The sequence below is a fragment of the Roseomonas gilardii genome, from assembly GCF_001941945.1.
In the GTDB taxonomy this organism is placed as follows: Bacteria; Pseudomonadota; Alphaproteobacteria; order Acetobacterales; family Acetobacteraceae; genus Roseomonas.
Genome location: NZ_CP015583.1, coordinates 3025846 through 3050291 on the forward strand (window position 1 = coordinate 3025846; position 24446 = coordinate 3050291).

Here is a 24446-nt window from a genome sequence, read left to right on the forward strand (position 1 = left end):
CGCGATCTTCTCAATGGCTCAGTTGCCGCGGTTCTCGAGATCCACGTTCAGGCCCAGGCTCTTCAGCTCCTTGGTCAGAACGTTGAAGCTCTCGGGGATACCGGCCTCGAAGCTGTCCTGGTCGCGGACGATCGCCTCATAGACCTTGGTGCGGCCGGACACGTCGTCCGACTTCACCGTCAGCATCTCCTGCAGGGTATAGGCGGCGCCATAGGCTTCCAGCGCCCAGACCTCCATCTCGCCGAAGCGCTGGCCGCCGAACTGCGCCTTGCCGCCCAGCGGCTGCTGGGTGACGAGCGAGTAGGGACCGATGGAACGGGCGTGGATCTTGTCGTCCACCAGGTGGTGCAGCTTCAGCATGTAGATGTAGCCGACCGTGGTCTTGCGCTCGAACGGCTCGCCCGAACGCCCGTCGATCAGCTGCATCTGCCCGGAGGTCGGCATCCCCGCCTTCACCAGCATCGTCTCGATGTCGGAGATGCGGGCGCCGTCGAAGACCGGCGTCGCGATCGGAATGCCCTTCGACAGGTTGTCGCCGAGCTCGATGAGCTGGTCCTCGGTCATCTCCGCGACCTGCTCGTCGACGATCTCGTCGCCATAGACCTCGCGTAGCTTGGCAACCAGCGCGTCACGCGCCGCACCCGCCCGACGGTAATCCTCCACCAGCTCGCCCACCTGCCGGCCGAGATTGGCGCAGGCCCAGCCCAGATGCGTCTCCAGGATCTGGCCGATGTTCATGCGCGACGGCACGCCCAGCGGGTTCAGCACCAGATCCACCGCGCGCCCATCCTCGAGGAACGGCATGTCCTCGATCGGCACGACGCGGGAGACCACGCCCTTGTTTCCGTGGCGGCCGGCCATCTTGTCGCCCGGCTGCAGCTTCCGCTTCACCGCGACGAAGACCTTGACCATCTTCATCACGCCGGGCGGCAGCTCGTCGCCGCGCTGCAGCTTCTCGACCTTGCTCTCGAAGCGCTTCTGCAGCCGCTCCACGGCGGCATCGAACTCGCGCTTCAGCGCCTCGATCTCCGCCATCACCGCGTCGTCGGCCACGCCGATCTGGCGCCAGGTCACCTTGGCAAACTCGTTCAGCACCTCGTCGGTGATGACCGTGCCCGCCTTGACACCCCGGAAACCGCCGGAGGCCTTGCGGTTCAGCAGCTTCTCGCGCAGTCGCGAATGGAACGAACGTTCCTGGATGGCCCGCTCGTCGTCGCGATCCTTCGCCAGACGCTCGATCTCGGCGCGCTCGATCGCCATGGCGCGCTCGTCCTTGTCCACGCCGCGGCGGGAAAAGACTCGCACGTCCACGATCGTGCCCGAGACCCCCGGCGGCAGGCGCAGCGAGGTGTCGCGGACGTCCGAGGCCTTCTCGCCGAAGATGGCGCGGAGGAGCTTCTCCTCCGGCGTCATCGGGCTCTCGCCCTTCGGCGTCACCTTGCCGACCAGGATGTCGCCCGGGTTCACCTCGGCGCCGACATAGACGATGCCCGCCTCGTCGAGGTTCCGGAGGGCTTCCTCGCCGACATTCGGGATGTCGCGGGTGATCTCCTCCTGGCCCAGCTTCGTGTCGCGGGCCATCACCTCGAACTCATCGATGTGGATCGACGTGAACACGTCGTCCCGCGCGATGCGCTCGGAGATCAGGATCGAGTCCTCGAAGTTGTAGCCGTTCCAGGGCATGAAGGCGCACATCACGTTGCGGCCCAGCGCCAGCTCGCCCAGCTCCGTGGACGGGCCGTCGGCGATGATGTCGCCCGCCTGCACCCGGTCGCCCACCTTCACCAGCGGACGCTGGTTGATGCAGGTGCTCTGGTTGGAACGCTGGAACTTCCGCAGGCGGTAGATATCCACGCCCTTGGTCGTGCCGTCCTCGGCCGTCGCCCGCACCACGATGCGCGCACCGTCGATGCTGTCGATGACGCCGTCACGCCGGGCCACGATGGTCGCGCCGGAATCCCGCGCCACCGCGGCCTCCATGCCCGTGCCTACCAGCGGCGCGTCGGACTTCACCAGCGGCACCGCCTGCCGCATCATGTTCGAGCCCATGAGCGCGCGGTTGGCGTCGTCGTTCTCCAGGAACGGGATCAGCGCCGCGGCCACCGAGACGAGCTGCTTCGGCGACACGTCGATCGCCGTCACCTCCTCGGGCTTCACCAGCCGGAAGTCGCCGCCCTGGCGCACGCTCACCAGCTCGGAGCGGAACTCGCCGCTCTCGCGGTCCACCTCGGCATCCGCCTGGGCGACGACGAGCTTCTCCTCTTCCATGGCGGAGAGGTAGCGCGGCTCGCCGACGATCTTGCCGTCCTGCACCATCTGATACGGCGTCTCGATGAAGCCGTACTTGTTCACCTTGGCGAAGGTGGCGAGGCTGTTGATCAAGCCGATGTTCGGGCCTTCCGGCGTCTCGATCGGGCAGATGCGGCCGTAATGCGTCGGGTGCACGTCGCGCACCTCGAAGCCCGCGCGCTCGCGCGTCAGGCCACCCGGGCCAAGCGCGCTCAGGCGGCGCTTGTGCGTCACCTCGGAGAGCGGGTTGGTCTGGTCCATGAACTGCGAGAGCTGCGAGGAGCCGAAGAACTCCCGCACCGCCGCCGCCGCCGGCTTCGCGTTGATCAGATCGTGCGGCATGACGGTGTCGATATCAACCGACCCCATGCGCTCCTTGATCGCGCGCTCCATGCGCAGCAGGCCGACGCGGTACTGGTTCTCCATCAGCTCGCCGACCGAACGCACCCGGCGGTTACCGAGGTTGTCGATGTCGTCGATCTGGCCCTTGCCGTCCTTCAGCTCCAGCAGGGTCTTCAGCGTGGCCAGGATGTCCTGCTTACGCAGCGTGCGCTGCGTATCGGGCACGTCCTGCAGGCTGAAGCCCAGGCGCATGTTCATCTTCACCCGGCCCACGGCCGAGAGATCGTAGCGCTCCGGATCGAAGAACAGGCCGCGGAACAGCGCCTCGGCCGTTTCCGGCGTCGGCGGCTCGCCCGGGCGCATGACGCGATAGATGTCCATCAGCGCCTCGTCGCGGTTGGTGGCCTTGTCCACCGCGAGCGTGTTGCGCATCCAGGGGCCGACCTGCTGGTCGATGGCAAGGGTGGGCAGGCTGTCATAGCCCGCGTCCTCGATGGCGGTCAGCTTCGCCTCGGTCAGCTCCTCGCCGGCCTCGCCATAGATCTCACCGGTGTTGAGGTCCACGAGGTCGTCGGACAGGAAACGGCCGATCAGGTCCACACGGCCGACCAGGACCTCCTTGGTCCCCTCCTCGGCGATCTTGCGGGCCAGGCGCGGCGTCATCTTGGTGTCGCGCGTCGCGACGGTCTTGCCGCTGTCGGCGTCGACCAGGTCCTCCAGCAGCTTCACGCCGCGGAAGCTCTCCGGCACGAAGGGACGCGACCAGCCCTTGGGGCCGCGCGTGAACATCACCTTGCCGTAGAAGGTGCTGAGGATCTCCTCGGCATCCATGCCACGGACCTCGGAGAGCTCGATCTCTCCGCCGCGCTCGGCGCGCAGCGCCGCGGTGGCGGCCGAATCCAACGCATAGAGCAGTGTCGAGGCCGGCAGCTTGCGCTTCCGGTCGATGCGGACATAGCAGATGTCCTTGGCGTCGAACTCGAAGTCGAGCCAGGAGCCGCGATAGGGAATCACACGCGCGGCGAAGAGGTACTTGCCGCTGGAATGCGTCTTGCCCTTGTCGTGGTCGAAGAAGACGCCCGGCGAGCGGTGCATCTGCGAGACGATGACGCGCTCGGTGCCATTGATGATGAAGGTGCCGTTGTCCGTCATGAGCGGCATGTCGCCCATGTAGACATCCTGCTCCTTGATGTCGCGGACGGAGCGGGAACCGGTGTCCTCGTCGATGTCCCAGACGATCAGGCGCAGGCGGACCTTCAGCGGCGCGGCGAAGGTCAGGCCACGCTGCATGCACTCCTCGACGTCGTATTTCGGCTCCTCGAGCTCGTACTGCACGAACTCCAGCCGGCCGCGCCCCGCGAAATCATCGATCGGGAACACGGACTTGAACACTTCCTGCAGCCCGGCCTGGCTCCGGACATCCGGATCCACGCCCATCTGGAGGAAGGCCTCATAGGAGGCCCGCTGCACGTCGATCAGGTTCGGCATCGGCGCCACCTCGGGCAGCCGCCCGAAGGATTTGCGGATGCGCTTCCGGCCAGTCAGCCCCTTGCCCCCGAACGACTTTGCGATAGCGTTCATGCGCGCCCTGCTTCCTTCTGTCTCCGGCCGGGGCCAAAGCGGCGTCCTCGGACGCCCCTTCCCCCCGGCCGGGGTGCACCTGTGTCGTGCCCCGCGTTTGCCAGGACCAGCCCGCCACGGGGACTAGTCCAGGGAAACGCAGGCAAGGGCGGGACTCCGAGTGTCTTCGGAATTCCGCCCCTACCGCTCAAATACTCAGTCCGCTGCCGGCAGCGTAGCCCCGGCAGCGTGCCGGTTGAAAGGTCTTACTTGACCTCAACCTTGGCACCGTTCTCCTCGAGCACCTTCTTGATCTTCTCGGCCTCGTCCTTGGACGCGGCCTCCTTGATCACCTTCGGCGCGCCCTCGACCAGGTCCTTGGCCTCCTTCAGGCCCAGACCGGTGATCGTACGGATCTCCTTGATCACGTTGATCTTCTTGTCGCCGGCGGAGGCCAGGGTCACGGTGAACTCGGTCTGCTCCTCGGCGGGGGCGGCAGCGGCGCCACCGGCGGCCGGGGCAGCAGCCACGGCAACCGGAGCGGCGGCGGAAACGCCCCACTTCTCTTCGAGCAGCTTGGAGAGCTCAGCGGCCTCGAGAACCGTGAGGGTCGACAGCTCGTCAACCAGCTTGGCGAGATCAGCCATATTCGTATATCCTTCGATCTAGTGGCTTGGCTTGGTCTTTGCAAGACCCGCCCGGCGCCCTTGCGGCAACCGGACAGGCCGGTACGCGTTAGGCGGCTTCCGCCTCGTCCTTCTTGGCATACGCCCCGAACACCCGCGCCAGCTGCCCGGCCGGAGCCTGCAGCACGCCCGCGATGCGCGTCGCCGGGGTCTGGATGAGACCCACGAGCTGCGCACGCAGCGTTTCCAGGGAGGGCAGCTCAGCCAGCGCCTTGACCCCGTCCAGGGCCAGGGTCTGCGTGCCGAGGGCACCACCCAGGATCACGAACTTATCGTTCGTCTTGGCGAATTCCACGGCGGTCTTCGCCACGGCCACCGGGTCCTTCGACCACGCGAGCGCGGTCGGACCCTTCAGCAGCGGCTGGATGCCCTGGAAGCGGGTTCCGTCGAGGGCGAGGCCGGCCAGGCGGTTCTTCGCGACCTTGTAGGTCGCGCCCGCACCGCGCATGCGACGCCGCAGCTCGCTCACCTCGGCCACGGTCATGCCCTTGTTCTGGGCGACCAGGACGAAGGAGGTCTCGGCGAACACGTCGGCGAGGGTCGCGACGAACTCGCGCTTCTCCGTACGGTCCAACTCCGTCTCCAAACGAAAGCCGGAAAGCCTTGTGGAGGGGCCCCGGCGGTTCACGCGAGGGAACGGCACCCGCCGCACCCTCTTCGCCTGCCAGTAAGCCGGAAAGCCAAGCCGAGCCTTGCCCGCTGCCCTCGGGCACCGGGAAACAGATCGATTTGACGCCCCGTCTACCGTTGGCGCGGCTAAGCCACATCAAGGCCCGGATGGGCCACCCACGGTTTCCGACAGGTTCCGGGCGGGTCCCGAGGGCCCCGCCCTGTCCACCCTCCGTTCGACGGGAAGGCGTATCCCGGAGCGGGGCCCGGAGGCCACCGCTCCAAACTTTCCTCAGGCGGAGGCCAGCGAGGCCACGTCCACCTTCAGGCCCGGGCCCATGGAGGAGCTCAGGGCGACCTTCTTCACATAGGTCCCCTTGGCACCCGTCGGGCGGGCCTTCTGGATCGCGTCGATGAAGGCGCGCGCGTTCTCCAGCAGCTTGCCCTCCTCGAAGGAAGCCTTGCCGATGCCGGCATGCACGATGCCGGCCTTCTCAGCGCGGAACTCCACCTGACCCGCCTTGGCCGCCGTCACGGCGCCCTTGACGTCCATGGTCACGGTGCCGAGCTTCGGGTTCGGCATCAGGCCGCGCGGGCCCAGGATCTTACCCAGGCGACCCACCAGGGCCATCATGTCCGGGGTCGCGATGCAGCGGTCGAAGTTGATGTTGCCCGCCTGCACCTGCTCGGCCAGGTCCTCGGCGCCCACCACGTCCGCACCGGCCGCCTGGGCCTCCTCGGCCTTGGGGCCGCGGGCGAAGACGCCCACGCGCACCGTCTTGCCGGTGCCGTTCGGCAGGCCGACCACGCCGCGGACCATCTGGTCGGCATGGCGCGGGTCGATGCCCAGGTTCATCGAGATCTCGACGGTCTCGTCGAACTTGGCGGTCGCATTCGCCTTGGCGAGGCGGATCGCCTCCTCCAGCGCGTAGGACTTCTCGAGGTCCAGACCCTCGACGAGCTTCTTCAGACGCTTGCCGGCCATCGGATCAGCCCTCCGCCACGATCATGCCCATGGAACGGGCGGAGCCGGCGAGCATGCTCACGGCGGCCTCCACGTCCTGGCAATTCATGTCCTTCATCTTCACCGCCGCGATCTCGCGCAGCTGCGACTTGGTCACGCGGCCCACCGCGCCACCCTTGCCGGGGGTCTGCGAGCCCTTGTCCAGCTTCGCCGCCTTCAGCAGGAAGTAGGTGTTGGGCGGGGTCTTCGTGATGAAGGAGAAGGTGCGGTCGGAATACGCGGTGATGACGACCGGCGTCGGGGTGCCGGGCTCCATCTGCTGCGTCGCCGCGTTGAACTCCTTGACGAACTGCATGATGTTCAGGCCGCGCTGACCCAGCGCGGGGCCGACCGGCGGCGACGGGTTCGCCTTGCCGGCCGGGATCTGCAGCTTGATGTAGCCGACGATCTTCTTAGCCATGATACTCCATCCCCAGGAACCGGGGGCGCGCGGTTCGGCGGCCCATGGCTGGGCCTCCCGCGTCCATCGGTGCGAGTGAGTGGCGGGCTCTACACCCCCCCGTGCTGCCTGTCCATCGGTGAATCGCCCACCGGACGCGCATCAGCCCCGCGCCGCGACGGGCACCCCGACCAGGAGCCTTCAGGCGGCATCTCCCCGGGCAGCAGCCTCGGCCGCCGCCCGGCGCAGCAGGATCCGCCTTGCCAGCAGCCAGGCCACGATCCCCACCGGGATGCCGATCACCAGCCCACCCATCAGCAGCTCTTCCAAGGCTGGCACGCCCAGGCTCAGCCAGTGGCTGAAACTCGCCCCGGGGGAGGCGTGATGGTGCATCTCATGCCCGAGGATCACGCGGCCGATCTCGTATTCCGTCGGGATCAGCAGCGCGTGGGTCAGCGGATTGCCGAGCAGGAGGCAGGTCGCCCCCGCTGCCGCGATGCTGCCCCGCAGCAGGAAAGCCAGGCCCGCTGCCAGGGCGATATGGAGCCCGAAGGCCGGCAGCATGGCCGAGAAGGCACCTGCCCCGATCCCCCGGGCCACCCGTTCCGGGCCCCCGGGCGAGGAAAGAATTCTCTCCCACCCCTCCCAGAGCCGCCGCCTCAGCTCCTCCAGGCGGCCTTCCGGCATCTCAGGCCGCTTCGCTGACCGGCGCGCCGGCCGCGAGCATCCCCTGGGTGCTCAGAAGATCACGATAGATGCCCGGCTGCCGTGCCAGGACGTCCGGCGCCCCCTGCTCGACCACCTTGCCCGCATCCACCACCACGATCCGGTCGAAGCCCTGCAGCGTGGCCAGCCGGTGCGCCACCGCGATCACCGTCCGTCCTTGCATCAGCCGCTCCAGCGCCGCCTGCACCGCCACCTCGGATTCGCTGTCCAGCGCCGAGGTCGCCTCGTCCAGCAGCAGGATCGGCGCGTCCTTCAACAGCGCCCGGGCGATCGCCAGCCGCTGCCGCTGCCCGCCGGAGAGCCGCACACCCCGCTGGCCGACCTCGGTGTCGAAGCCTTCCGGCAGCGCCTCGATGAAGTCCCGGCAATTGGCCGCCTCCGCAGCCGCCAGCACCTCCTCGTCCGTCGCCTCCGGCCGGCCGTAGCGGATGTTCTCCAGGATCGAGCGCTGGAACAGCGACACGTCCTGCGGCACCACGGCGATGGCGTCGGACAGGCTCTTCTGCGTCACCGCGCCGATCTCCTGCCCGTCGATCAGCACCTGTCCGCTCTGCGCCTTGGTGAAGCGTTGCAGCAGGGTCAGCACCGTGGACTTGCCGGCGCCCGAACGCCCAACCAGCCCGATCCGCTCGCCCGGCTGGATGGCGAGGTCGAAGCCCCGCAGCACCGGGCCGCGCCCCGGATAGGAGAAGCGGACGTCGTGGAAGTCGATCCGCCCGCCGCGCACCCGCAGCGGCCGCGCATCCTTGGCATCCGGCAGGGCATGCGGCACCAGCAGGGCGGACACCGCCTCGGCCAGCCGCGCCACATGCTGGGTCATCTCCACCAGCGCCACGGCGAGGTCGCGGGTCCCGTGCAGGATGGTGAAGCCTAGCGAGCAGATCATCACCACGTCGCCCGTGCTGGCCCGCCCGGTCTGCCAGAGGGTGATCGCCCAGAACAGCAGCCCGATGGTCAGCGCCGCGGTCATCACCGCATGGGCCAGCCGCAGCTTCTCGATATAGCGCAGGCTGCGCTTGCGGGCGTTCACCTCGCTCTGCACCTGCCGGGCGAAGCGCGCCCGCTCCCGCAGGACCGAGCCGAAGGCGCGCACGATGTTCATGTTCTGCACGACATCGACCAGCTCGCCATCCACGGCGGCAGCCTTCTCGGCATAGTCCATGTGCAGCGGCTTGCCCTTCGCGGCCAGCCGCGTCAGCAGATAGGCCATGCCGCCGGCGATGCTCACGATCACCAGCGCCATGAACACGTCCACACTGGCCAGCAGGGCGATCGAGAAGATCACCGCGATGGTCGGCGGCAGCGTGTTCCACGTGAAGGTGGAGATCACCGTCCAGGCAGCGTTCGAGGTCGCGCTGATCCGGCTGGCCAGCACGCCTGGCGACCGGTCCACGAAATAGTCCGGCGCATGGCCCGACAGGTGCCGGAACAGGTCGCTCCGCAGGTCCCCCGTCACCCCCGTGAAGGCGGTGGTGGAGATCCACCCCCCCACCCGCCACAGCAGGTTGTCGGCGGCGATCACCGCGCCCAGCACCGCCAGCGCCACCCAGACCGCGGCCATGGCGGAGGGGCCGCCCGACATCGCGTCCACCAGCCCCTTCATGGCGTATTGCGTGCCCACGGAACAGGCGACCGCCAGCACCACCGAGAGCAGCACGACGGCATGCGCCATCCCCCGCCGACGGATGTAGCGCAACAAGAAGCCCATGGGCCGGGACTGGTAGCGCAGCAGCGCCTCGGTCCCCTCGGCCTCGCCCTCCGGAAAGGAGCCCTGGGGCGCCTGCATGTTCTCGATGACTCGGAGATCGGCCATGACGCCTCCCTTCCCGAAACGGGTCACGACACCTTGCCTCGGACCCCGTCCTCCCTGCCCGCAGTTCGGAGCGCCCGGAGCAACGGGAATCCCGCCAGCGGATCGTGGTGTGAAACTATCAACGCTGAGTTCAGCCCTGGTTTCTGGCGGAGTTTTGGTACGGCTGCCCCATTCCGGTCACAGTTAAATCGTTGGTGGGGTCAGGTTCCTGTCAGGACGGATAGAGGGCTGGGACCGCCCGGGCGGTGGCCACCATGAAAGCCCCTCGAAAAACCCCCGAAATGGACACAAAGGGGGGCCAGTCCGGGATCGGGAAGGGAGGATGTCCCTGAAGCCACGAGAAGGAGAGCCCACCGGAATGCGTATCGCGCAGATCGCCCCGTTGTACGAAGCCGTTCCGCCGAAGCGCTATGGTGGCACGGAGCGTGTCGTCTCGTTCCTGACGGAGGAGCTGGTGGCCCTGGGCCATGACGTGACGCTCTTCGCCAGCGGCGATTCCCAGACCAGCGCCACGCTCGTCCCCGTGCGCCCCCAGGCGCTGCGGCTCGATCCCTCGGTCCGCGACCCCATGGCCCCCCATGCCCTGATGCTGGAACGGGTCCTGCGCCGCGCCCACGAGTTCGACCTGCTGCACTTCCACCTGGACTACCTGCCCTTCTCCCTGTTCAGCCGGCAGGAGGTGCCCTGGGTGACCACCCTGCATGGCCGCCTCGACCTGCCGGAGCTGGGACCGATCTTCGATGCCTTCCCGGATGCGCCAGTGGTCTCGATCTCCGATTCCCAGCGTGCCCCGCTGCCCCAGGCCGGCTGGGCCGCCACCATCCATCATGGCCTGCCGAAGGACCTGCTGACGCCGCGCGACGCGGAACCCGGCTACCTCGCCTTCCTCGGCCGCATCGCGCCGGAGAAGCGTCCTGACCGTGCCATCCGGATCGCCGCCGAGGCCGGCCTGCCGCTGAAGATCGCCGCCAAGGTCGATAAGGCCGACGCGGAATACTACGCCCGGCACATCGAGCCGCTGGTCGCCCAGGCGCATGTCGAGTTCATCGGTGAGATCTGCGACCGCGAGAAGCCGGACTTCCTGTCCGGCGCCCGCGCCCTCCTCGTTCCGATCGACTGGCCCGAGCCCTTCGGCCTGGTGATGATCGAGGCCATGGCCTGCGGCACCCCCGTGATCGCCTACAACCACGGCTCCGTGCCGGAGGTGATCGAGGACGGGCTGACCGGCTTCATCGTCCAGAACGAGGAAGAGGCCGTCGCCGCTGTCCGGCGCCTGCCGGAACTCTCCCGTGAGCGAATCCGCCGCCGCTTCGAGGAGCGCTTCACCGCCCGCCGCATGGCGGAGGATTATGTCAGCCTCTACCAGAGCCTGGCCCGCACCGCGCGCCCCCTGTTGCGCGTGGTCTGACCCGCTCCGGAACACCTTCCCTGTCGGGGAAGGTGTTCCCCGGAAGCATCACTCCTTCGTGACGGACGCCTGCCAAGCCATTTCCTTACCGCTTTCTATCAAAGCGTGTATTTCAAAGACACATCCCTTCATGGTTGTAATTCCAACATCACAACCAACCAGTGGCTTTGCCGCTGAAGGGAGCCTTCATGGCCTTCTGGCGACGTCTTCTATGCTCAACGCTCTTCCTGGCGCCCGCCGCCGCCCTGGCGCAGCCCGTTACCGGTCTTTATCTGGGCGGCGCCGCTGGCCTGAACTTCCGTGACCCCAACAGCGGCAAGGTCGGCGGCGCGGTCGGCCGCACCCTGGCGGAAAGCGGCCTGTCGCGCGAGATCCGCACGGATTTCAACCTGGGCTGGGCCGGGCTTGGCAGCGTCGGCTGGGGCTTCGGCAACGGGTTGCGGCTTGAGATCGAGGGCAACTACCGCTCCAACGACCTCGACCGCTACACCATCGCCGGATACCGCCTGCCCCGCGCCAAGGGCAGCGCCGAAACCTATGGCGTCATGGCGAATGCCTATTACGACTTCGACCTGAGCAGCTACGGCATCTCGTCCAGTGCCCTGATGCCCTATATCGGCGTCGGCGTCGGCTATGCGTGGAGCAGCCATCGCGGCCTCAGCGGCTCCATCAACGCCACGGCGCCCGCCGGGCTGGCGGACCGTGTCGTCAGCCGCGTCAACAGCGAGCTGGAGAGCCGTTTCCTCGCCAATCTGACGGCGGAACAGCGGGCGGAGTTGCCGGCCAACGCGATCCCGCAGATCAACCTCAACACCAGCAACCTGAACGCCAACGCCCAGGTCCGCAGCGACGATACGGATGGCGACTTCGCCTACCAGGCCATGGCGGGCGTGGCCTTCCCGATCCGCGCCGTCCCCGGCCTCGCCGTGACAGCCGAGTACCGCTTCTTCGGCACGCTCTCGAACAAGCTCTCCACCAGCGTCACCGCCAGCGCCGCCGGTTACTCGATCGATCGCACCTACGATATCAAGTACGACAACTTCAACCACTCGGCGATGCTGGGCCTGCGCTACGCGCTCTGGACCCCGCCGGCGCCCGTGGCCGCCGTAGCCCCCACGCCGGCACCAGCCCAGACGGCCGCCCGCACCTACCTCGTGTTCTTCGACTGGGACCGTTACAACCTGACGGACCGCGCCCGGCAGATCATCGCCGAGGCGGCGCAGAACGCGCGCAGCACGGGCTCGACCCGCATCGAGGTGGCCGGCCACGCCGACCGCTCCGGTACGCCGCAGTACAACATGGGCCTGTCGCGCCGCCGCGCCGACGCCGTGGCCGCCGAGCTGGTGCGCAATGGCGTGCAGCGTTCGGAGATCACGGTCGAGGCCTTCGGCGAGAGCCGTCCGCTGGTGCCGACCGCCGATGGCGTGCGCGAGCCGCAGAACCGCCGCGTGGAGATCGTCCTGCGCTGATCGCGCAGACGTTCCATACGTCGCTTCAGGAAAGGGGGCCGGTCCGCGAGGACCGGCCCCCCTTTTTCCTGTCCGCCACCCCCGGAAGGCCCGGAAAGCGGGCACGAAAAAGGGCGCCCGGAGGCGCCCTCGTGAAAGTCAGGAAAGGAGCCGGTCCTCAGACCTTCTCCACCTGTCCGTATTCCAGCTCCACCGGGGTGGCACGGCCGAAGATCGAGACCGAGACCTTCACCCGGCCACGCTCCTCGTCCACCTCCTCCACCACGCCGTTGAAGCTGGTGAAGGGACCATCCGCCACGCGCACCTGCTCGCCCACCTCGTAGACCACGGAGGGGCGGCGCGGCTTCTCCACATTCTCCTGCACCTGCTGCAGCATCCGCTGCGCCTCGGATTCGGGGATGGGGGCGGGCTTGTTGCGGGCGCCGAGGAAGCCGGTGACCTTGGGCGTGTCCTTGACCAGGTGCCACGCGTCGTCGGTCATCTCCATCTTCACCAGCACATAGCCGGGGAAGAACTTGCGCTCGGCATTCACCTTCTGGCCGCGGCGCACCTCGACCACTTCCTCGGACGGCACGAGCACCTCGCCGAAGAGGTGCTCCAGCCCCTTCTGCAAGGCCTGTTCCTTGATCGCCTGGGCGATCTTCTTCTCGAAGCCCGAATAGACGTGAACGACGTACCACTTCATGCCGGCCATGACCGAATCTCCCAATCCGCCTCAGCCGAACCCGAACAGCGCACTCATCCCCAACTGGATGACCTGATCCACCACCAGGAAGAACACGGCCGCCAGGGCCGACAGGGCCAGCACCAGCCCTGTGGTGATCAGGGTCTCCTTGCGGGTGGGCCAGGTGACGCGCGACACTTCCTGCCGCACGTCGCGCAGATACTGCACAGGGTTCACCTTGGCCAAGGGCCGGCCTCTCCAACACTTCGAGGGCGGTGCCGACGCCGGCATCGCCCGCCTCATCATGCATGGCGACGGTGGCAGGGGCGGAGGGTCTCGAACCCCCAACCTCCGGTTTTGGAGACCGGCGCTCTAGCCAATTGAGCTACGCCCCTGCACGCGGCATCGCCGTGAGGCCGGGTCTATAGGATAGACAAACTGTCCTGTCGAGATGGCCCTGCCAGGAAAACGGGGGGCGGGAAAACGAACCTGTCCCTGGCCCTGCCCGGAGGATGAACCGGAACAACCCCGGCGAAAATCCCGCCACCGCGACGAACTCCTGGCGCGCCCGCCAGGACGATTCATGGTGGGCGCGCCAAATGAAAAGGCGGCCCGCATCGCTGCGGACCGCCTTTCCGTACCGGTTCCTAGCCCCTGCCCCTGGCGCAGAGCCGGGGCGCCGGCCCCTTACTTCTCGATGGAGGCGACGACGCCGGCGCCGACGGTGCGGCCGCCCTCGCGGATGGCGAAGCGCAGGCCCTGGTCCATGGCGATCGGCGCGATCAGCTCGACGTCCATCGCCACGTTGTCGCCCGGCATCACCATCTCCACGCCTTCCGGCAGCTTCACCACGCCCGTCACGTCGGTCGTGCGGAAGTAGAACTGCGGACGGTAGTTCGTGAAGAACGGCGTGTGCCGGCCACCCTCTTCCTTGGTCAGGATATAGGCCTCGGCCTTGAAGCGCGTGTGCGGCGTGATCGAGCCGGGCTTGGCCAGCACCTGCCCGCGCTCCACGTCCTCACGCTTCGTGCCACGCAGCAGCGCCCCGATGTTGTCCCCCGCTTCGCCGCTGTCCAGCAGCTTGCGGAACATCTCCACACCCGTGACCGTCGTCTTGACCGTGTCCTTCAGGCCCACGATCTCGACTTCCTCGCCCACCTTCACGATGCCCCGCTCCACGCGGCCCGTCACCACCGTGCCGCGCCCCGAGATCGAGAACACGTCCTCGATCGGCATCAGGAACGGCAGGTCCTTCGGACGCTCCGGCTGCGGGATGTAGCGGTCCACTTCCGCCATCAGCTCCAGGATCGCCTGCTCGCCGATCTCGGGCGTCTTGTCTTCCAGCGCCGCCACCGCCGAGCCCTTGACGATCGGAATGTCGTCGCCCGGGAACTGGTAGGAGGACAGCAGCTCGCGCACCTCCATCTCCACCAGCTCCACCAGGTCAGGATCCGCCAGGTCCATCTTGTTCAGGAACACCACCAGCGCCGGCACGCCCACCTGCCGCGCCAGCAGGATGTGCTCGCGCGTCTGCGGCATCGGGCCATCGGCCGCCGACACCACCAGGATTGCGCCGTCCATCTGCGCCGCACCCGTGATCATGTTCTTCACGTAGTCGGCGTGGCCAGGGCAGTCCACGTGCGCGTAGTGACGGTTCGCCGTCTCGTACTCCACATGCGCCGTCGAGATCGTGATCCCGCGCGCACGCTCCTCCGGCGCCTTGTCGATCTGGTCGTACGCCGTGAACGACGCTCCACCAGACTTCGCCAGCACCTTCGTGATCGCCGCCGTCAGCGACGTCTTGCCGTGGTCAACGTGCCCGATCGTGCCGATGTTGCAGTGCGGCTTGTTCCGCTCGAACTTCGCCTTCGCCATGTCTGTCCTCGTGCCTGTCGTCCCGGGCCCCGTGTCGTGTGAGAACCGGTCCCGGAAAAGCCGACAGCAGTTGCATGATTGAAAGGTGACGGGAAGATGGAGCGGGTGACGGGAATCGAACCCGCACAACCAGCTTGGAAGGCTGGGGCTCTACCATTGAGCTACACCCGCGCCCCGCATGTACCGGGGTGAATATGGAGGGGGTTGGATTCGAACCAACGTAGGCGCTAGCCAACGGATTTACAGTCCGTCCCCTTTAGCCACTCGGGCACCCCTCCGCATGGCCGACCCAGCGGGAGCGGCGCCGAGGTATCGCGTTCCCGGGCAGGCTGTCAATTGCCCCCTCCGGAAGAATCCGATGCTTGGCCACGCTTGACCCCGGACACGGCTCCCGCTGCCCCACCGCCGGCTGGCCCGCGCGCAAAGCCCTTGTGGAGCGGGGCGCGATTTGCTGGATGCCGGAACATGCCCAAGCCCCGCCGTCCCGGCTCGCCCGCCAGCCCGTCCCGCCCCCGCAACCCCGGGCAGCCTTCCGGGGCATCCCATGGGGCATCCTCCGGGAAGCCCCCCGCGAAATTCACCGGCGCCCCCGGAAGGGCTGCCGGGAAAGCACCGGCCAAGGCCGCCGGCAACCTCCCCGGGAAGCCGTTCGGCAAGCCCCCCGGGAAGGCGGCGGCGCGCGGCCCGGCGCATCCGGACGCCCGCGGCCAGCGCGGCTTCCCGGCCGAGGCCGGTGGCGAGGCGCGCCCGGCCCTGGCCAAGGAGTTCCGCAAGGACCCTCGCCGCAACCCGCGCCAGCCCCGCCCGGATCAGGCGCCGGAAGCCCGTGCCGAGGCCCGCTTCCCCATGGAAGGAGGCACCCGCCCCCCGCGTGGCCGCGCCCCGGCCGATGCCCCGGCAGGCGCCCCCCGCACCGCCGAGCGTGACGACCCCGCCCGCGGCGGGCGCGGCGGCTTCCCCGAGCGCGTGTCGCACCACCACATCGAGGCGCCGCGCCCGGCCCAGCCCACCGAGCGCCCGGAGAACGGCACACTCTGGATCTACGGCCTGCATGCCGTCTCGGCGGCGCTGGCGAATCCGCGCCGCCAGCTCCGCCGCCTGCTGCTGACCCAGGAGGCCGAGGCCGCCCTGGCGGAGCGCCTGCCCAAACCCTGGCGCCTGCCCCTGGAGCGGGTCGAGGACCGCGCCCGCTTCAACACCTTCCTGCCCGAGGACGCGGTGCACCAGGGCGCCGCCCTGCTCGTCCACAACCTTCCCACCGCCCGGTTGGACGCCGCCCTCGCCGCCTCGGATGGCCCGGTCCTCCTGCTCGACCAGGTGACGGACCCGCGCAACGTGGGCGCCATCCTGCGCTCCGCCGCCGCCTTCGGCGCCGCTGCCGTGGTGATGCAGGACCGTCACGCCCCGCCGGAAACCGCTGCCCTCGCCCGCGCCGCCTCCGGCGCGCTGGAGACCGTGCCCGTGGTGCGCGAGGTGAACCTGTCGCGCGTCATCCAGACGCTCCAGGCCAAAGGCTTCTGGGTCATGGGCCTCGCAGGGGATGCCACGCGTACGCTGGCCGAGGCCGCGCCGCGCGACCGCCGCGTGGCCCTCGTGCTCGGTGCCGAGGACAGCGGCCTGCGCCGCCTGCAGCGCGAGAACTGCGACGAGCTGGTGCGCCTGCCGATCTCCTCCGCGATGGAAAGCCTGAACGTCTCCGCCGCCGCCACGGTCGCCCTCTACGAGATCGCGCGGGCGAAGCCGCCGGTCACGGAACCTTAACCGCCCCAGCGCCAGAATGCCGGCGCGGTCGTATCAAGAGGACACGCCGGCACTTCGAACGAAAGGGGGGCAAACCCCGTGGGACACCCTATTCCGGGCATGCCGGGCCTGAACGACGAACTGCATCTCGCCCTGTCGCGCGAGGCCCTGCGCCAGGCCTCCGAAACCCTCGCGCGGCAAGCCGAACTGCTGGCCGACGAGATGGCGCTGGGCAATCTCCTCGATCGCGGCGGGCCGGCGGCGCTGCGGCTCTTCGCCGCCGCGATCCGTTCCACCCGCCTGCCCGTCTCGCACCTGGTCGGCCATGCCTGACCGCGCGCCCGCCCGGCTTGAGACGGATCGCGCCACGGTCTAGTGTCCCGCCCGCCCAATCGCGCCCCACGCGGCGGATGGGGGCCGTGGGCGCGGCCCCGGGGCCACCGCCCAGGACCGCCGGGTTAGCACAGTGGTAGTGCAGCTGATTTGTAATCAGAAGGTCGGGGGTTCAAATCCCTCACCCGGCACCACACGCTCCTCCGTTCAGGGATCGTCCCCGAACAGGAAGGATAGCGCCGCCAGGACGAAGATCAGCACCACCAGGCTCCAGACCAGCAGTTCCACGGGCGGGCTATCCATTGGCCCCCCGCCACGCGCGATGGCGGTCCAGGGAGACGCGTTCCGGATCGGCGGCAGACCCCGTCGCTGACGGGGCCGGAGCCTCCGCGCGGTCACATATCGCGATACCGGAACGAAATCCAGCACGGAAGCCTTCCGCGTGTCGCCGTGCCCGCCCGGTTCCGACCGCGTCGCTGGACAGGCGGAACGGGCATCCCGCCTGCTCCGGCCATCGCCTTACCTCACGCGGCCGGTCTTGCTCTGACGCGGGGCTGGCATCGCCGCCGGCACACCACCATCCGGGCGATCCCCCGTGGCGGTCCCCATGCCCTCGCCCCCATCCAGGCTGGAACCGGGCAGCCATCGCTCGCGGTACGAATCCCATTCGGCCTTGCTGTCGCAGATCAGGCGCAGCAAATCCTGCGGCACCGACTTCGCGATGCCATCGCCGAAAACCCCGTCGCCGAACTGCTTTCTGAGGCTCTGCCGCAACCACAGATCGAAAGGGTCCGTGGGCCTCGGAGGCGGTGGCGGGCGGGAAGAATCTGCCGTCATGCCGGACCTCGCCGTGGAAAGGAACACCGCTTGAACGCCCGACGAGGCTCCGGGCTTCCCGCGATGCGGCGGGATCAGGGTTACCCTGCGCGCCGCCATGGCTGGGCGCGGCATCAAGGCACCCAGCATGGAAAGGCAGGCCGGGCGCTACTCCGGCAACCACGACCCGTGGGCGGCAGGGGACAGGCTCATGGTCCGGGGCGCCGCCGTCATCAGGGGGAACGGCGTCCCGCGGGGGCTGCTCCCCCGATCTGCGCGGGCAGGATGCGGAACCCTCCTCCTCCGCCACAAGCGACGCGCCTACGCGGCAGATCCCATGGCGCCTCATGTCCTGTAACATGACGCCCGGCGGCATACGGAACCCGCGCATCCGCCCCCTCATGGCCAGGCGCCACCCTCCGGCAGCGGCTTCCAGCCGATGGGCGCGATGCGCACCCCGCCCGGCGCGAACCAGGCGAATTCCCCCCGCCGCGCCTCCGTCGTCCCCGTGCTGCGCGGCAGCCAGCGGAACACCGCCGGCACCTCGCCCAGGATCACATCCAGCACCAGCACCGGCACGTTCTGGAGGCCGGGGAAATTGCCCATGCGCCGCCAGCCCCCCTGACGGATCGGCTCCCGCACCGTCCAGGGCAGATCGCCTGCCCCCCACCCGGCATCATTCGCCGGGATCCCGCCCCCGGGCCGGTTCATCGGCACACCCTGCGCCAGCACGCCCCGAATCGGTGCCTCCCGATCGTCGCCCCCGCCCTGCATCTGGCCGATCACGCGCACACCGCCTCGGCTGCCCGATCGGCAGCCATGTCCAGCGCGTCCTGCAGCACCGCCGCGTGAAAGGCAGCCGTCCCCCCATCGGGCAGGATCGGCCGCCCGGCCACCGCCACACCCCGCGCGAAGGGCAAGGGGATCAGCATCCGGTCCCAGGTGCCGATCCGGTGCATCGGCAGGGCATGCGCCGCGCAGGGGACCACCGGCACACCGGCCATGGCGGCCAGCCGCACCGCGCCCTCCGACACCCGCCGCCGCGGCCCGCGCGGCCCGTCCGGCACCACCACGGCGATCGAACCCTGGCGAAGCCCGTCCAGCAGCCGACGGGCCGCCACCGTGCCGCCACGCGAGGAACTGCCCGCCACGGCGCACAGGCCGAAGCGCTGCAGCATGCGCCCGATCATGCCACCGTCGCGGCTGCGCGAAACCAGCACCAGCCCCTGCTTGCGCGGCACCCCGGCCTGCGCCGACTGCCAGAAGGCACTCCAGGCCAGCGGCATCAGCGGCAGGCATTCATGCCAGAAGGCCAGCACGAAGCCCTGCTCCCGGTCCGTCAGTTCACGCAGATGCTCCGTGCCGCGCAGCTCCCAGCGGATCGTCCGCTGGCAGAGGGTCAGATAGCAGGAAGGAAGCCAGGTCACCGCCCGACTGCGCAGCAGGGCCTTCCCCAGCCGCCGCCATGGGCGCTTCCATCGCCGCCCCAATGCGCCTCCGGACGGCCGCTTCCGGAAGGCCTGCCACCGATTCGGCATACCGTCATGGTCAGACACGCCGCGTTTACTCCGTGGGAAAATTTCCCACAAACCATAGGTCCCGCGCTTCGTAACGGCCTCTCCGGACTCCGCGCGCCTGCCATGCGCCCCCGCTCGACCCCGCCACCCCTGCGGGCACACCATCCCGCCCCGTACCTGACCCTGGAAACCGCCGCGCCCCTGGGCCGCGAACCAGCTCTTCCTTCCTGACCCCCTTCACCCCTAACCTCGCCCCGTGCCGGTCCCGCGCGAGCGGGCGAAAAGGGAACGCCGTGCGCCCGCTCCATACGGGCAAGTCGGCGGCTGCCCCCGCAACTGTCAGCGGCGAGCTGGCGGCCTTTCCACCTCCGCCGAGGGGTGGGCCACTGGAAGCCCACGGGCTTCCGGGAAGGCAGGCCGCCCGCCAACGCGCCGCGAGCCAGGAGACCTGCCGGCACAGCGACACACCTTCATGGCCCCCGCGGGGCGCGGCGGCCGGAGACATCACGATGCACAACAGCCTGTCCCACCCCGCCGGCCTCGCCGCCCGACCCGCTTCCCGCCTCCTCGCCGTCCTGCTCAGCGCCGCACTGGGGGCCGTGCTGCTCTGGGGCGTCGGCTTCGCCCATGCCAATGCCCTGCACAATGCCGCGCATGACACGCGCCATTCGAATGGCTTCCCCTGCCACTGAGGCATGGTCATGCAGTTCTTCCCGAGAATCCTCCTCACCGCCCTGCTGGCCGGGCTGTTGTCCGGCGCGGTGGCCACGGTGCTGCACAATCTCGGCACCGTGCCGATCATCCTGCAGGCCGAAACCTACGAGCAGGCCGCCGAGGCTCCTGCCCACCACGCCACGACAGCCCCGTCTCAAGACCACGCCTCCGCGCCGCTCTCCCAGGAGGCCCATGCGCATGACGACGAGGGCTGGTCACCTGCCGATGGCGCGGAACGCATCGCCTACACCCTGCTGGCAGACCTGCTGACCGGGATCGGCTTCGCTCTCCTCCTGGTCTCGGGCTTCGCCCTACGCGCACCACCTGGTGGCGACCGTTCCATCGGCTGGCGCCAGGGCCTGTTCTGGGGCTTGGCCGGCTTCGCGGTCTTCACCCTGGCCCCGGGCCTCGGCCTACCGCCGGAACTTCCCGGCACCGAGGCCGCACCCCTGGCCGAGCGGCAGCTCTGGTGGCTGGCCACCGCCGCCCTGACCGCCATGGCACTGGCGCTGATCGCTTTCACCCGGAAGCCGGGCTGGGCCGCGCTGGCGATCCTCCTCCTGCTCCTGCCGCACCTCGTCGGTGCGCCGCAGCCGGCGGAACACGCCGCCCTCGCCCCACCGGACCTGGCGCGGCGCTTCCTGGTGACCGCCACGGCGACGAGCCTGCTCTTCTGGGCCGTCCTGGGCACCACCGCCGGCTGGCTCTATGGCCGGCCCGCCCGGCAGACGGCCTGACGCGGCCCGTGACAGCGGAAAGGCCGCCCCGCGCGGCCTTTCCCGCACCGCCCGCCTCCCGGCGGCACAGCATGGAACCCTCCCCCGGCTGCGGTGTTGTCCGGGAGACGGCGCCCGGCACGGCGCGAGCACCACCTCCGGACAAGGGGATCCAGACCATGGACCAGCCAGCCACCCAGCCCATGCCCTATGGCAACCAGCCCTATGACAGTCAGCTTCCTGCCCGCACCAACGGGGATGGCGATGCCACGCTCAGCCTGGGCCAGCGCGCCATCTATGTCGTGGCCGGCCTCGCGCTCGCCGCCGCCGGCGCGAAGCCCCGGCCCAACCCGCTGCTGAACATCCTGGCCCTGGGCGCCGGCTCCTATCTCGCCTGGCGCGGAGCCGAAGGCACCGATCCGGTCAAGGCCGCCTATCTGCGGCATTTCGGCTGACGCCACCGGGGGTCCTGGCCTTGCCCACGGCCCCCTTCCCCTCTCGAACGAGCCGGCGCATCCTTGGCAAGGGGAAGCGGACTTGGCTCCGACCGAAAGGGTCCGCGTCGTCAGAAGACTCGCTGCCAGGAGAGCGAAAGCCAAAGCGGTCGCAGGTGGCAGCCCCCATACCGGCCCCGACCGCAACAGGATAGGCTGGGAGCCATGACCGAAGACGCTGTCGCCAAGACCGAGACCCTGGCCCGCCACCTGCGGGAGCAGGATCACCATGCCGAGGCCGACCGCCTGCAGGCCGCGATACAGGAGCGAAAGGGCGGCAACGCCTTCCTGGAAGGGCTGCGCGAGGTCTGCCAGACCGTTCTCACCGCTCTGGAGGCGATCGACCCCAAGACCGAGCTCCTGGCTGAAGAACTGCGTCTGGAGATCGACCGGCGCCTCGGCCACAGCCCCACCCCGCCCCCGGTGGAGAAGGCCTGACCACAGCCCCCGCGAACGGGGCGGGCCGGTGGATGAACACCCTTCCATGAATGCCGGGCCAGACGGACTGCCCAAGGCCGTGACGTACGCCCGGTCCGTTGCGGCCCGTCTCACGCCAATCCACGGAAAACCCTGATTTTCCAGCGCAGGCCGTAACCTTCCGGCCTCCGGTTGCTCTTCGTTACTCTTCTTGAGGCACGATCCGGCTGCGGCCGCGAGCAGCATCCGCTCCATGGAAACGCTTCCGCTCGCAGCGGCGATCCGCTTCGGCCTCGGGCCACGGCCGGACCAGCCGCTTCCCGCCGATGCCCGTGCATGGCTCGACAGCCAGCTCGATGGCCCCGACACGCCGCCCCCGCCGCCGCCCGGCCAGGACCGCTACCGCACCGTGGCCGACGGCTTCCAGATCTGGCGTGACCTCGATGCCATGGGCCAGCCCGCCCCCGGCCAGAAGAACCCCATCGAGGAGAACTTCGTCGCCGAGGCCACCGCCCAGCTCGCCTGGCGCATCGACACGCCGCAGCCCTACCGCGAGCGCCTCGTCGATTTCTGGGCCAACCACTTCACCGTCAGCAAGCGCGCCGGCTACCCCGTCTCCACCACCATCGGCCCCTATCTGCGCGAAGCCATTCGCCCGCATGTCACCGGCCGCTTCACCGACATGCTGCTGGCCGTCTTCCGGCACCCGGCCATGCTGTACTACCTGGACCAGACCGCCTCGGTCGGTCCCAACAGCCCCTATGGCAAACGCAGCGGACGCGGACTGAACGAGAACCTCGCCCGTGAGATCATGGAGCTCCACACGGTCTCCCCCGCCAGCGGGTATGCCCAGGCCGATGTGACGGAATTCGCCCGCCTCCTCACCGGATGGGGCGTGGAGCGCAACAAGGACCCCTTCGGCACCCTCTTCCGCCCTTCGAACCATGAGCCCGGCTCCAAGACCGTGATGGGCGAGCGCTTCGAGGAAGGCTCGGATTCCGCCGAGCAGGCGCTGCGCTTCCTCGCTTCCCACCCCGCCACCCGGCGCCATGTCGCGCTCAAGCTCGCGCGCCATTTCGTGGCCGACGATCCGCCGCCCGACGTGGTGGCCCGCATCGCCGGCCGCTGGCGCGACACGGATGGCGATCTCGGCGCCGTCGCCCGCCTGCTGCCACGCCTGCCGGAAGCCTGGTCGCAGCCCTTCGGCAAGCTCCGCGCGCCGCAGGACTTCATCGCCGCCGCCTTCCGCGCCTGCGGCGCCAAGGGGCAGGACGTTGCCCGCATCGCCTATGGCGCCGGCTATACGCTCAACCAGCCGATCTGGACCGCGCTGCAGCCCAATGGATGGCCCGACCGCGCGCCCGACTGGCTCGGTCCCGAGCCGGTGATGCAGCGCCTCGACTGGTGCTTCGAGACCGCCGGCCGTTTCGGGCGCCTTGAACCGATGGCCGTGCTCGAAACCGCCCTCGGCCCCCTGGCCAGCGACGAGACCCGACAGGCCGTCGCCCGCGCGGGCTCCCCGCGCGAGGCCATCGCCCTCCTCCTCGCCAGCGCGGAGTTCCAGCGCCGATGAGCCGCCCCCACATCCCCGACACCCTCCATGGCGGGGAGCACCTCCCCCGCCTCGGCCGCCGTGGCCTGCTGCTGGGCCTTGCAGCCCTGGCGGTCACCGCCAATGCCCGCCTGGCCTTCGCCGACACGTCGGCGGTGGGACATGCCTCCGGCACCGCCCGCCCGCCGCAGCGCCTCGTCGTGGTGATCCTGCGCGGCGCCATGGACGGCATGGCCGCCCTCGCCCCTTATGGCGACGCAAGCTACCGGGAGCTGCGCGGCCCCATCGCCCTGCCCGAGCCCGGCCAGGAGAACGGCCTGCTCGACTGCGGCGGCTTCTTCGGCCTGAACCCGCGCCTTGCCAGCCTGCATGGCTTCTTCACCCAGGGCGAGTTGCTGCCCATCCACGCCGTCGCCGGCCCCTACCGCAACCGCAGCCATTTCGAGGCGCAGGACATGATGGAGAGCGGCGCCCCGGAGCGCCTGACCTCCGGCTGGCTGAACCGTGCCCTTTCCGGCATGCCCGAGCCCGGCCCCAGCGCGCCGGAACAGGGCATCGCCATCGGTCTCGACCTGCCGCTGCTGATGCGCGGGCCGCAGCATGTCGGCATGTGGGCCCCATCCCGCCCGGTGCGGCCGCCGCCGGACCTCTATGCCCGCATGGCGGAGCTCCTGCACGCCGACCCGGAGCTCGGCCCCGCCGTGGCGGACGGGCTGCGGGGCCGGGGCTATGCCGCCGGCGTCCTTGGCGGCGACGGCATGGGCGGGAACAATGGCGGCAGCGGCTTCACCCGTCTCGCCGCCACCGCCGGACGCCTGCTGGCGCGCGAAGACGGACCTCGCGTCGCCGCCATGGAGATCGGCGGCTGGGACACGCATGCCGACCAGACCCGCCGCCTGACCCCCGTGCTGGGCCAGCTCGACGACGGCATGGCGGCGCTGCGCGGCCAGCTCGGCGAGGCCTGGAGGCACACCGCCGTACTGGTGATGACGGAGTTCGGCCGTACCGCCCACGCCAACGGCAACAACGGCACCGACCACGGCACAGGCGGGGTCGCCTTCCTGATGGGCGGAGCCGTTTCCGGCGGCCGGGTCCTGGCCGACTGGCCCGGGCTCGCCGAGGCGCAACTCTTCGAGAAGCGCGACCTTGCCCCCACCCGCGACCTGCGTGCCATCGCCAAGGGCCTGTTGCGCGACCACCTGCGCCTGCCGCCCGAGGCCATCGCCCGCGCCTTTCCCGGCAGCGACACGCTGGCCGCCGAGAACGGGCTGCTCAGAACCTGACGGCACGGGGCGGGCACAAG

General features: G+C 69.4%; 22 protein-coding genes, 4 tRNA genes, 2 pseudogenes and 1 riboswitch. Of the genes and pseudogenes, 11 read left to right on the top strand and 17 right to left on the bottom strand.

From position 1 onward, the window contains the following. Positions 1 to 18: 18 nt before the first annotated feature. The 8 genes and pseudogenes from rpoB to RGI145_RS26210 form a co-directional block, all read right to left on the bottom strand. Positions 19 to 4212: a DNA-directed RNA polymerase subunit beta gene (gene rpoB / locus RGI145_RS13920; protein ID WP_075798818.1), complete on the bottom strand. Its 4194-nt coding sequence runs from the start codon at positions 4210 to 4212 to the stop codon at positions 19 to 21. A 245-nt stretch (positions 4213 to 4457) separates the two neighbouring features. Next, on the bottom strand, positions 4458 to 4838 hold the full coding sequence (gene rplL / locus RGI145_RS13925; protein WP_075798819.1) for a 50S ribosomal protein L7/L12: 381 nt from the start codon (positions 4836 to 4838) through the stop codon (positions 4458 to 4460). A gap of 88 nt (positions 4839 to 4926) precedes the next feature. Next, positions 4927 to 5451: a 50S ribosomal protein L10 gene (gene rplJ, locus RGI145_RS13930; RefSeq protein ID WP_027282492.1), complete on the bottom strand. Its 525-nt coding sequence runs from the start codon at positions 5449 to 5451 to the stop codon at positions 4927 to 4929. Positions 5452 to 5778: 327 nt separating this feature from the next. Further along, on the bottom strand, positions 5779 to 6471 hold the full coding sequence (rplA, locus tag RGI145_RS13935; protein ID WP_027282493.1) for a 50S ribosomal protein L1: 693 nt from the start codon (positions 6469 to 6471) through the stop codon (positions 5779 to 5781). Positions 6472 to 6475: 4 nt separating this feature from the next. Continuing rightward, positions 6476 to 6910 carry a 50S ribosomal protein L11 gene (gene rplK, locus RGI145_RS13940; RefSeq protein ID WP_019462392.1) on the bottom strand — a complete coding sequence of 145 codons (435 nt, stop codon included), beginning with the start codon at positions 6908 to 6910 and terminating at the stop codon, positions 6476 to 6478. A gap of 180 nt (positions 6911 to 7090) precedes the next feature. Next, the gene (locus RGI145_RS13945; protein WP_075798820.1) at positions 7091 to 7576 is read right to left on the bottom strand and encodes a DUF2062 domain-containing protein; all 486 of its coding nucleotides are present in this window, start codon (positions 7574 to 7576) and stop codon (positions 7091 to 7093) included. 1 nt (position 7577) lies between these two features. Next, positions 7578 to 8306, bottom strand: a pseudogene (locus RGI145_RS26205) (ABC transporter ATP-binding protein); the annotation flags it as partial. A 240-nt stretch (positions 8307 to 8546) separates the two neighbouring features. Continuing rightward, positions 8547 to 9428, bottom strand: a pseudogene (locus RGI145_RS26210) (ABC transporter transmembrane domain-containing protein); the annotation flags it as partial. Between the two features lie 358 nt (positions 9429 to 9786). Here RGI145_RS26210 and RGI145_RS13955 point away from each other — a divergent pair. Then, positions 9787 to 10836: a glycosyltransferase family 4 protein gene (locus RGI145_RS13955; RefSeq protein ID WP_075798821.1), complete on the top strand. Its 1050-nt coding sequence runs from the start codon at positions 9787 to 9789 to the stop codon at positions 10834 to 10836. A gap of 188 nt (positions 10837 to 11024) precedes the next feature. Further along, complete coding sequence (locus tag RGI145_RS13960; protein WP_237183074.1) at positions 11025 to 12305, top strand: OmpA family protein; 1281 nt, start codon at positions 11025 to 11027, stop codon at positions 12303 to 12305. A 157-nt stretch (positions 12306 to 12462) separates the two neighbouring features. Here the strand turns inward: RGI145_RS13960 and nusG are convergent, their stop codons facing one another. The 6 genes from nusG to RGI145_RS13990 form a co-directional block, all read right to left on the bottom strand. After that, positions 12463 to 12999 carry a transcription termination/antitermination protein NusG gene (gene nusG / locus RGI145_RS13965; RefSeq protein ID WP_075798822.1) on the bottom strand — a complete coding sequence of 179 codons (537 nt, stop codon included), beginning with the start codon at positions 12997 to 12999 and terminating at the stop codon, positions 12463 to 12465. Between the two features lie 21 nt (positions 13000 to 13020). Then, positions 13021 to 13215, bottom strand: a complete 195-nt coding sequence (secE, locus tag RGI145_RS13970; protein WP_208863874.1) for a preprotein translocase subunit SecE — start codon at positions 13213 to 13215, stop codon at positions 13021 to 13023. Positions 13216 to 13287: 72 nt separating this feature from the next. Beyond that, a tRNA-Trp gene (locus tag RGI145_RS13975) sits at positions 13288 to 13364 on the bottom strand. A gap of 292 nt (positions 13365 to 13656) precedes the next feature. Then, complete coding sequence (gene tuf, locus RGI145_RS13980; RefSeq protein ID WP_075798816.1) at positions 13657 to 14844, bottom strand: elongation factor Tu; 1188 nt, start codon at positions 14842 to 14844, stop codon at positions 13657 to 13659. A gap of 97 nt (positions 14845 to 14941) precedes the next feature. After that, a tRNA-Gly gene (locus tag RGI145_RS13985) sits at positions 14942 to 15015 on the bottom strand. A 24-nt stretch (positions 15016 to 15039) separates the two neighbouring features. Beyond that, positions 15040 to 15122, bottom strand: a tRNA-Tyr gene (locus RGI145_RS13990). Positions 15123 to 15309: 187 nt separating this feature from the next. On the opposite strand from RGI145_RS13990, the gene rlmB reads away from it, so the two are divergent. The 3 genes from rlmB (at position 15310) to RGI145_RS14005 (ending at position 17111) form a co-directional block, all read left to right on the top strand. Further along, positions 15310 to 16605 (top strand): 23S rRNA (guanosine(2251)-2'-O)-methyltransferase RlmB, encoded by a 1296-nt coding sequence (gene rlmB, locus RGI145_RS13995; protein ID WP_418314480.1) that lies wholly within the window; start codon positions 15310 to 15312, stop codon positions 16603 to 16605. A gap of 99 nt (positions 16606 to 16704) precedes the next feature. Then, positions 16705 to 16917 carry a hypothetical protein gene (locus RGI145_RS14000; RefSeq protein WP_037225344.1) on the top strand — a complete coding sequence of 71 codons (213 nt, stop codon included), beginning with the start codon at positions 16705 to 16707 and terminating at the stop codon, positions 16915 to 16917. Between the two features lie 119 nt (positions 16918 to 17036). Then, a tRNA-Thr gene (locus RGI145_RS14005) sits at positions 17037 to 17111 on the top strand. A 325-nt stretch (positions 17112 to 17436) separates the two neighbouring features. On the opposite strand, the gene RGI145_RS14010 is transcribed toward RGI145_RS14005, so the two are convergent. From RGI145_RS14010 to RGI145_RS14020, 3 genes are all read right to left on the bottom strand, one after another. Continuing rightward, entirely contained in the window at positions 17437 to 17691 is a 255-nt protein-coding gene (locus RGI145_RS14010; RefSeq protein ID WP_075798824.1) for a hypothetical protein, read from the bottom strand. A gap of 441 nt (positions 17692 to 18132) precedes the next feature. Next, positions 18133 to 18519, bottom strand: coding sequence for a hypothetical protein (locus RGI145_RS14015; RefSeq protein WP_156878541.1), 387 nt, complete (start codon positions 18517 to 18519; stop codon positions 18133 to 18135). Continuing rightward, entirely contained in the window at positions 18516 to 19160 is a 645-nt protein-coding gene (locus tag RGI145_RS14020; protein ID WP_167668280.1) for a lysophospholipid acyltransferase family protein, read from the bottom strand. The genes RGI145_RS14015 and RGI145_RS14020 overlap by 4 nt, the downstream gene beginning before the upstream one ends. Before the next feature lie 333 nt (positions 19161 to 19493). Continuing rightward, positions 19494 to 19720: riboswitch (cobalamin riboswitch) on the top strand. A 39-nt stretch (positions 19721 to 19759) separates the two neighbouring features. Here RGI145_RS14020 and RGI145_RS14025 point away from each other — a divergent pair. The 6 genes from RGI145_RS14025 to RGI145_RS14050 all read left to right on the top strand — a co-directional run bounded on the left by RGI145_RS14025 (position 19760) and on the right by RGI145_RS14050 (position 24426). Then, the gene (locus RGI145_RS14025; protein WP_075798827.1) at positions 19760 to 19942 is read left to right on the top strand and encodes a CbtB domain-containing protein; all 183 of its coding nucleotides are present in this window, start codon (positions 19760 to 19762) and stop codon (positions 19940 to 19942) included. Between the two features lie 9 nt (positions 19943 to 19951). Then, on the top strand, positions 19952 to 20701 hold the full coding sequence (locus tag RGI145_RS14030) for a CbtA family protein (protein WP_075800063.1): 750 nt from the start codon (positions 19952 to 19954) through the stop codon (positions 20699 to 20701). Between the two features lie 158 nt (positions 20702 to 20859). Continuing rightward, on the top strand, positions 20860 to 21135 hold the full coding sequence (locus tag RGI145_RS14035) for a hypothetical protein (protein ID WP_208863875.1): 276 nt from the start codon (positions 20860 to 20862) through the stop codon (positions 21133 to 21135). A gap of 204 nt (positions 21136 to 21339) precedes the next feature. After that, entirely contained in the window at positions 21340 to 21612 is a 273-nt protein-coding gene (locus tag RGI145_RS14040) for a hypothetical protein (protein ID WP_075798828.1), read from the top strand. Between the two features lie 232 nt (positions 21613 to 21844). Beyond that, positions 21845 to 23164, top strand: a complete 1320-nt coding sequence (locus tag RGI145_RS14045; RefSeq protein ID WP_075798829.1) for a DUF1800 domain-containing protein — start codon at positions 21845 to 21847, stop codon at positions 23162 to 23164. Beyond that, the gene (locus RGI145_RS14050; protein WP_075798830.1) at positions 23161 to 24426 is read left to right on the top strand and encodes a DUF1501 domain-containing protein; all 1266 of its coding nucleotides are present in this window, start codon (positions 23161 to 23163) and stop codon (positions 24424 to 24426) included. The genes RGI145_RS14045 and RGI145_RS14050 overlap by 4 nt, the downstream gene beginning before the upstream one ends. Positions 24427 to 24446: the final 20 nt, after the last annotated feature.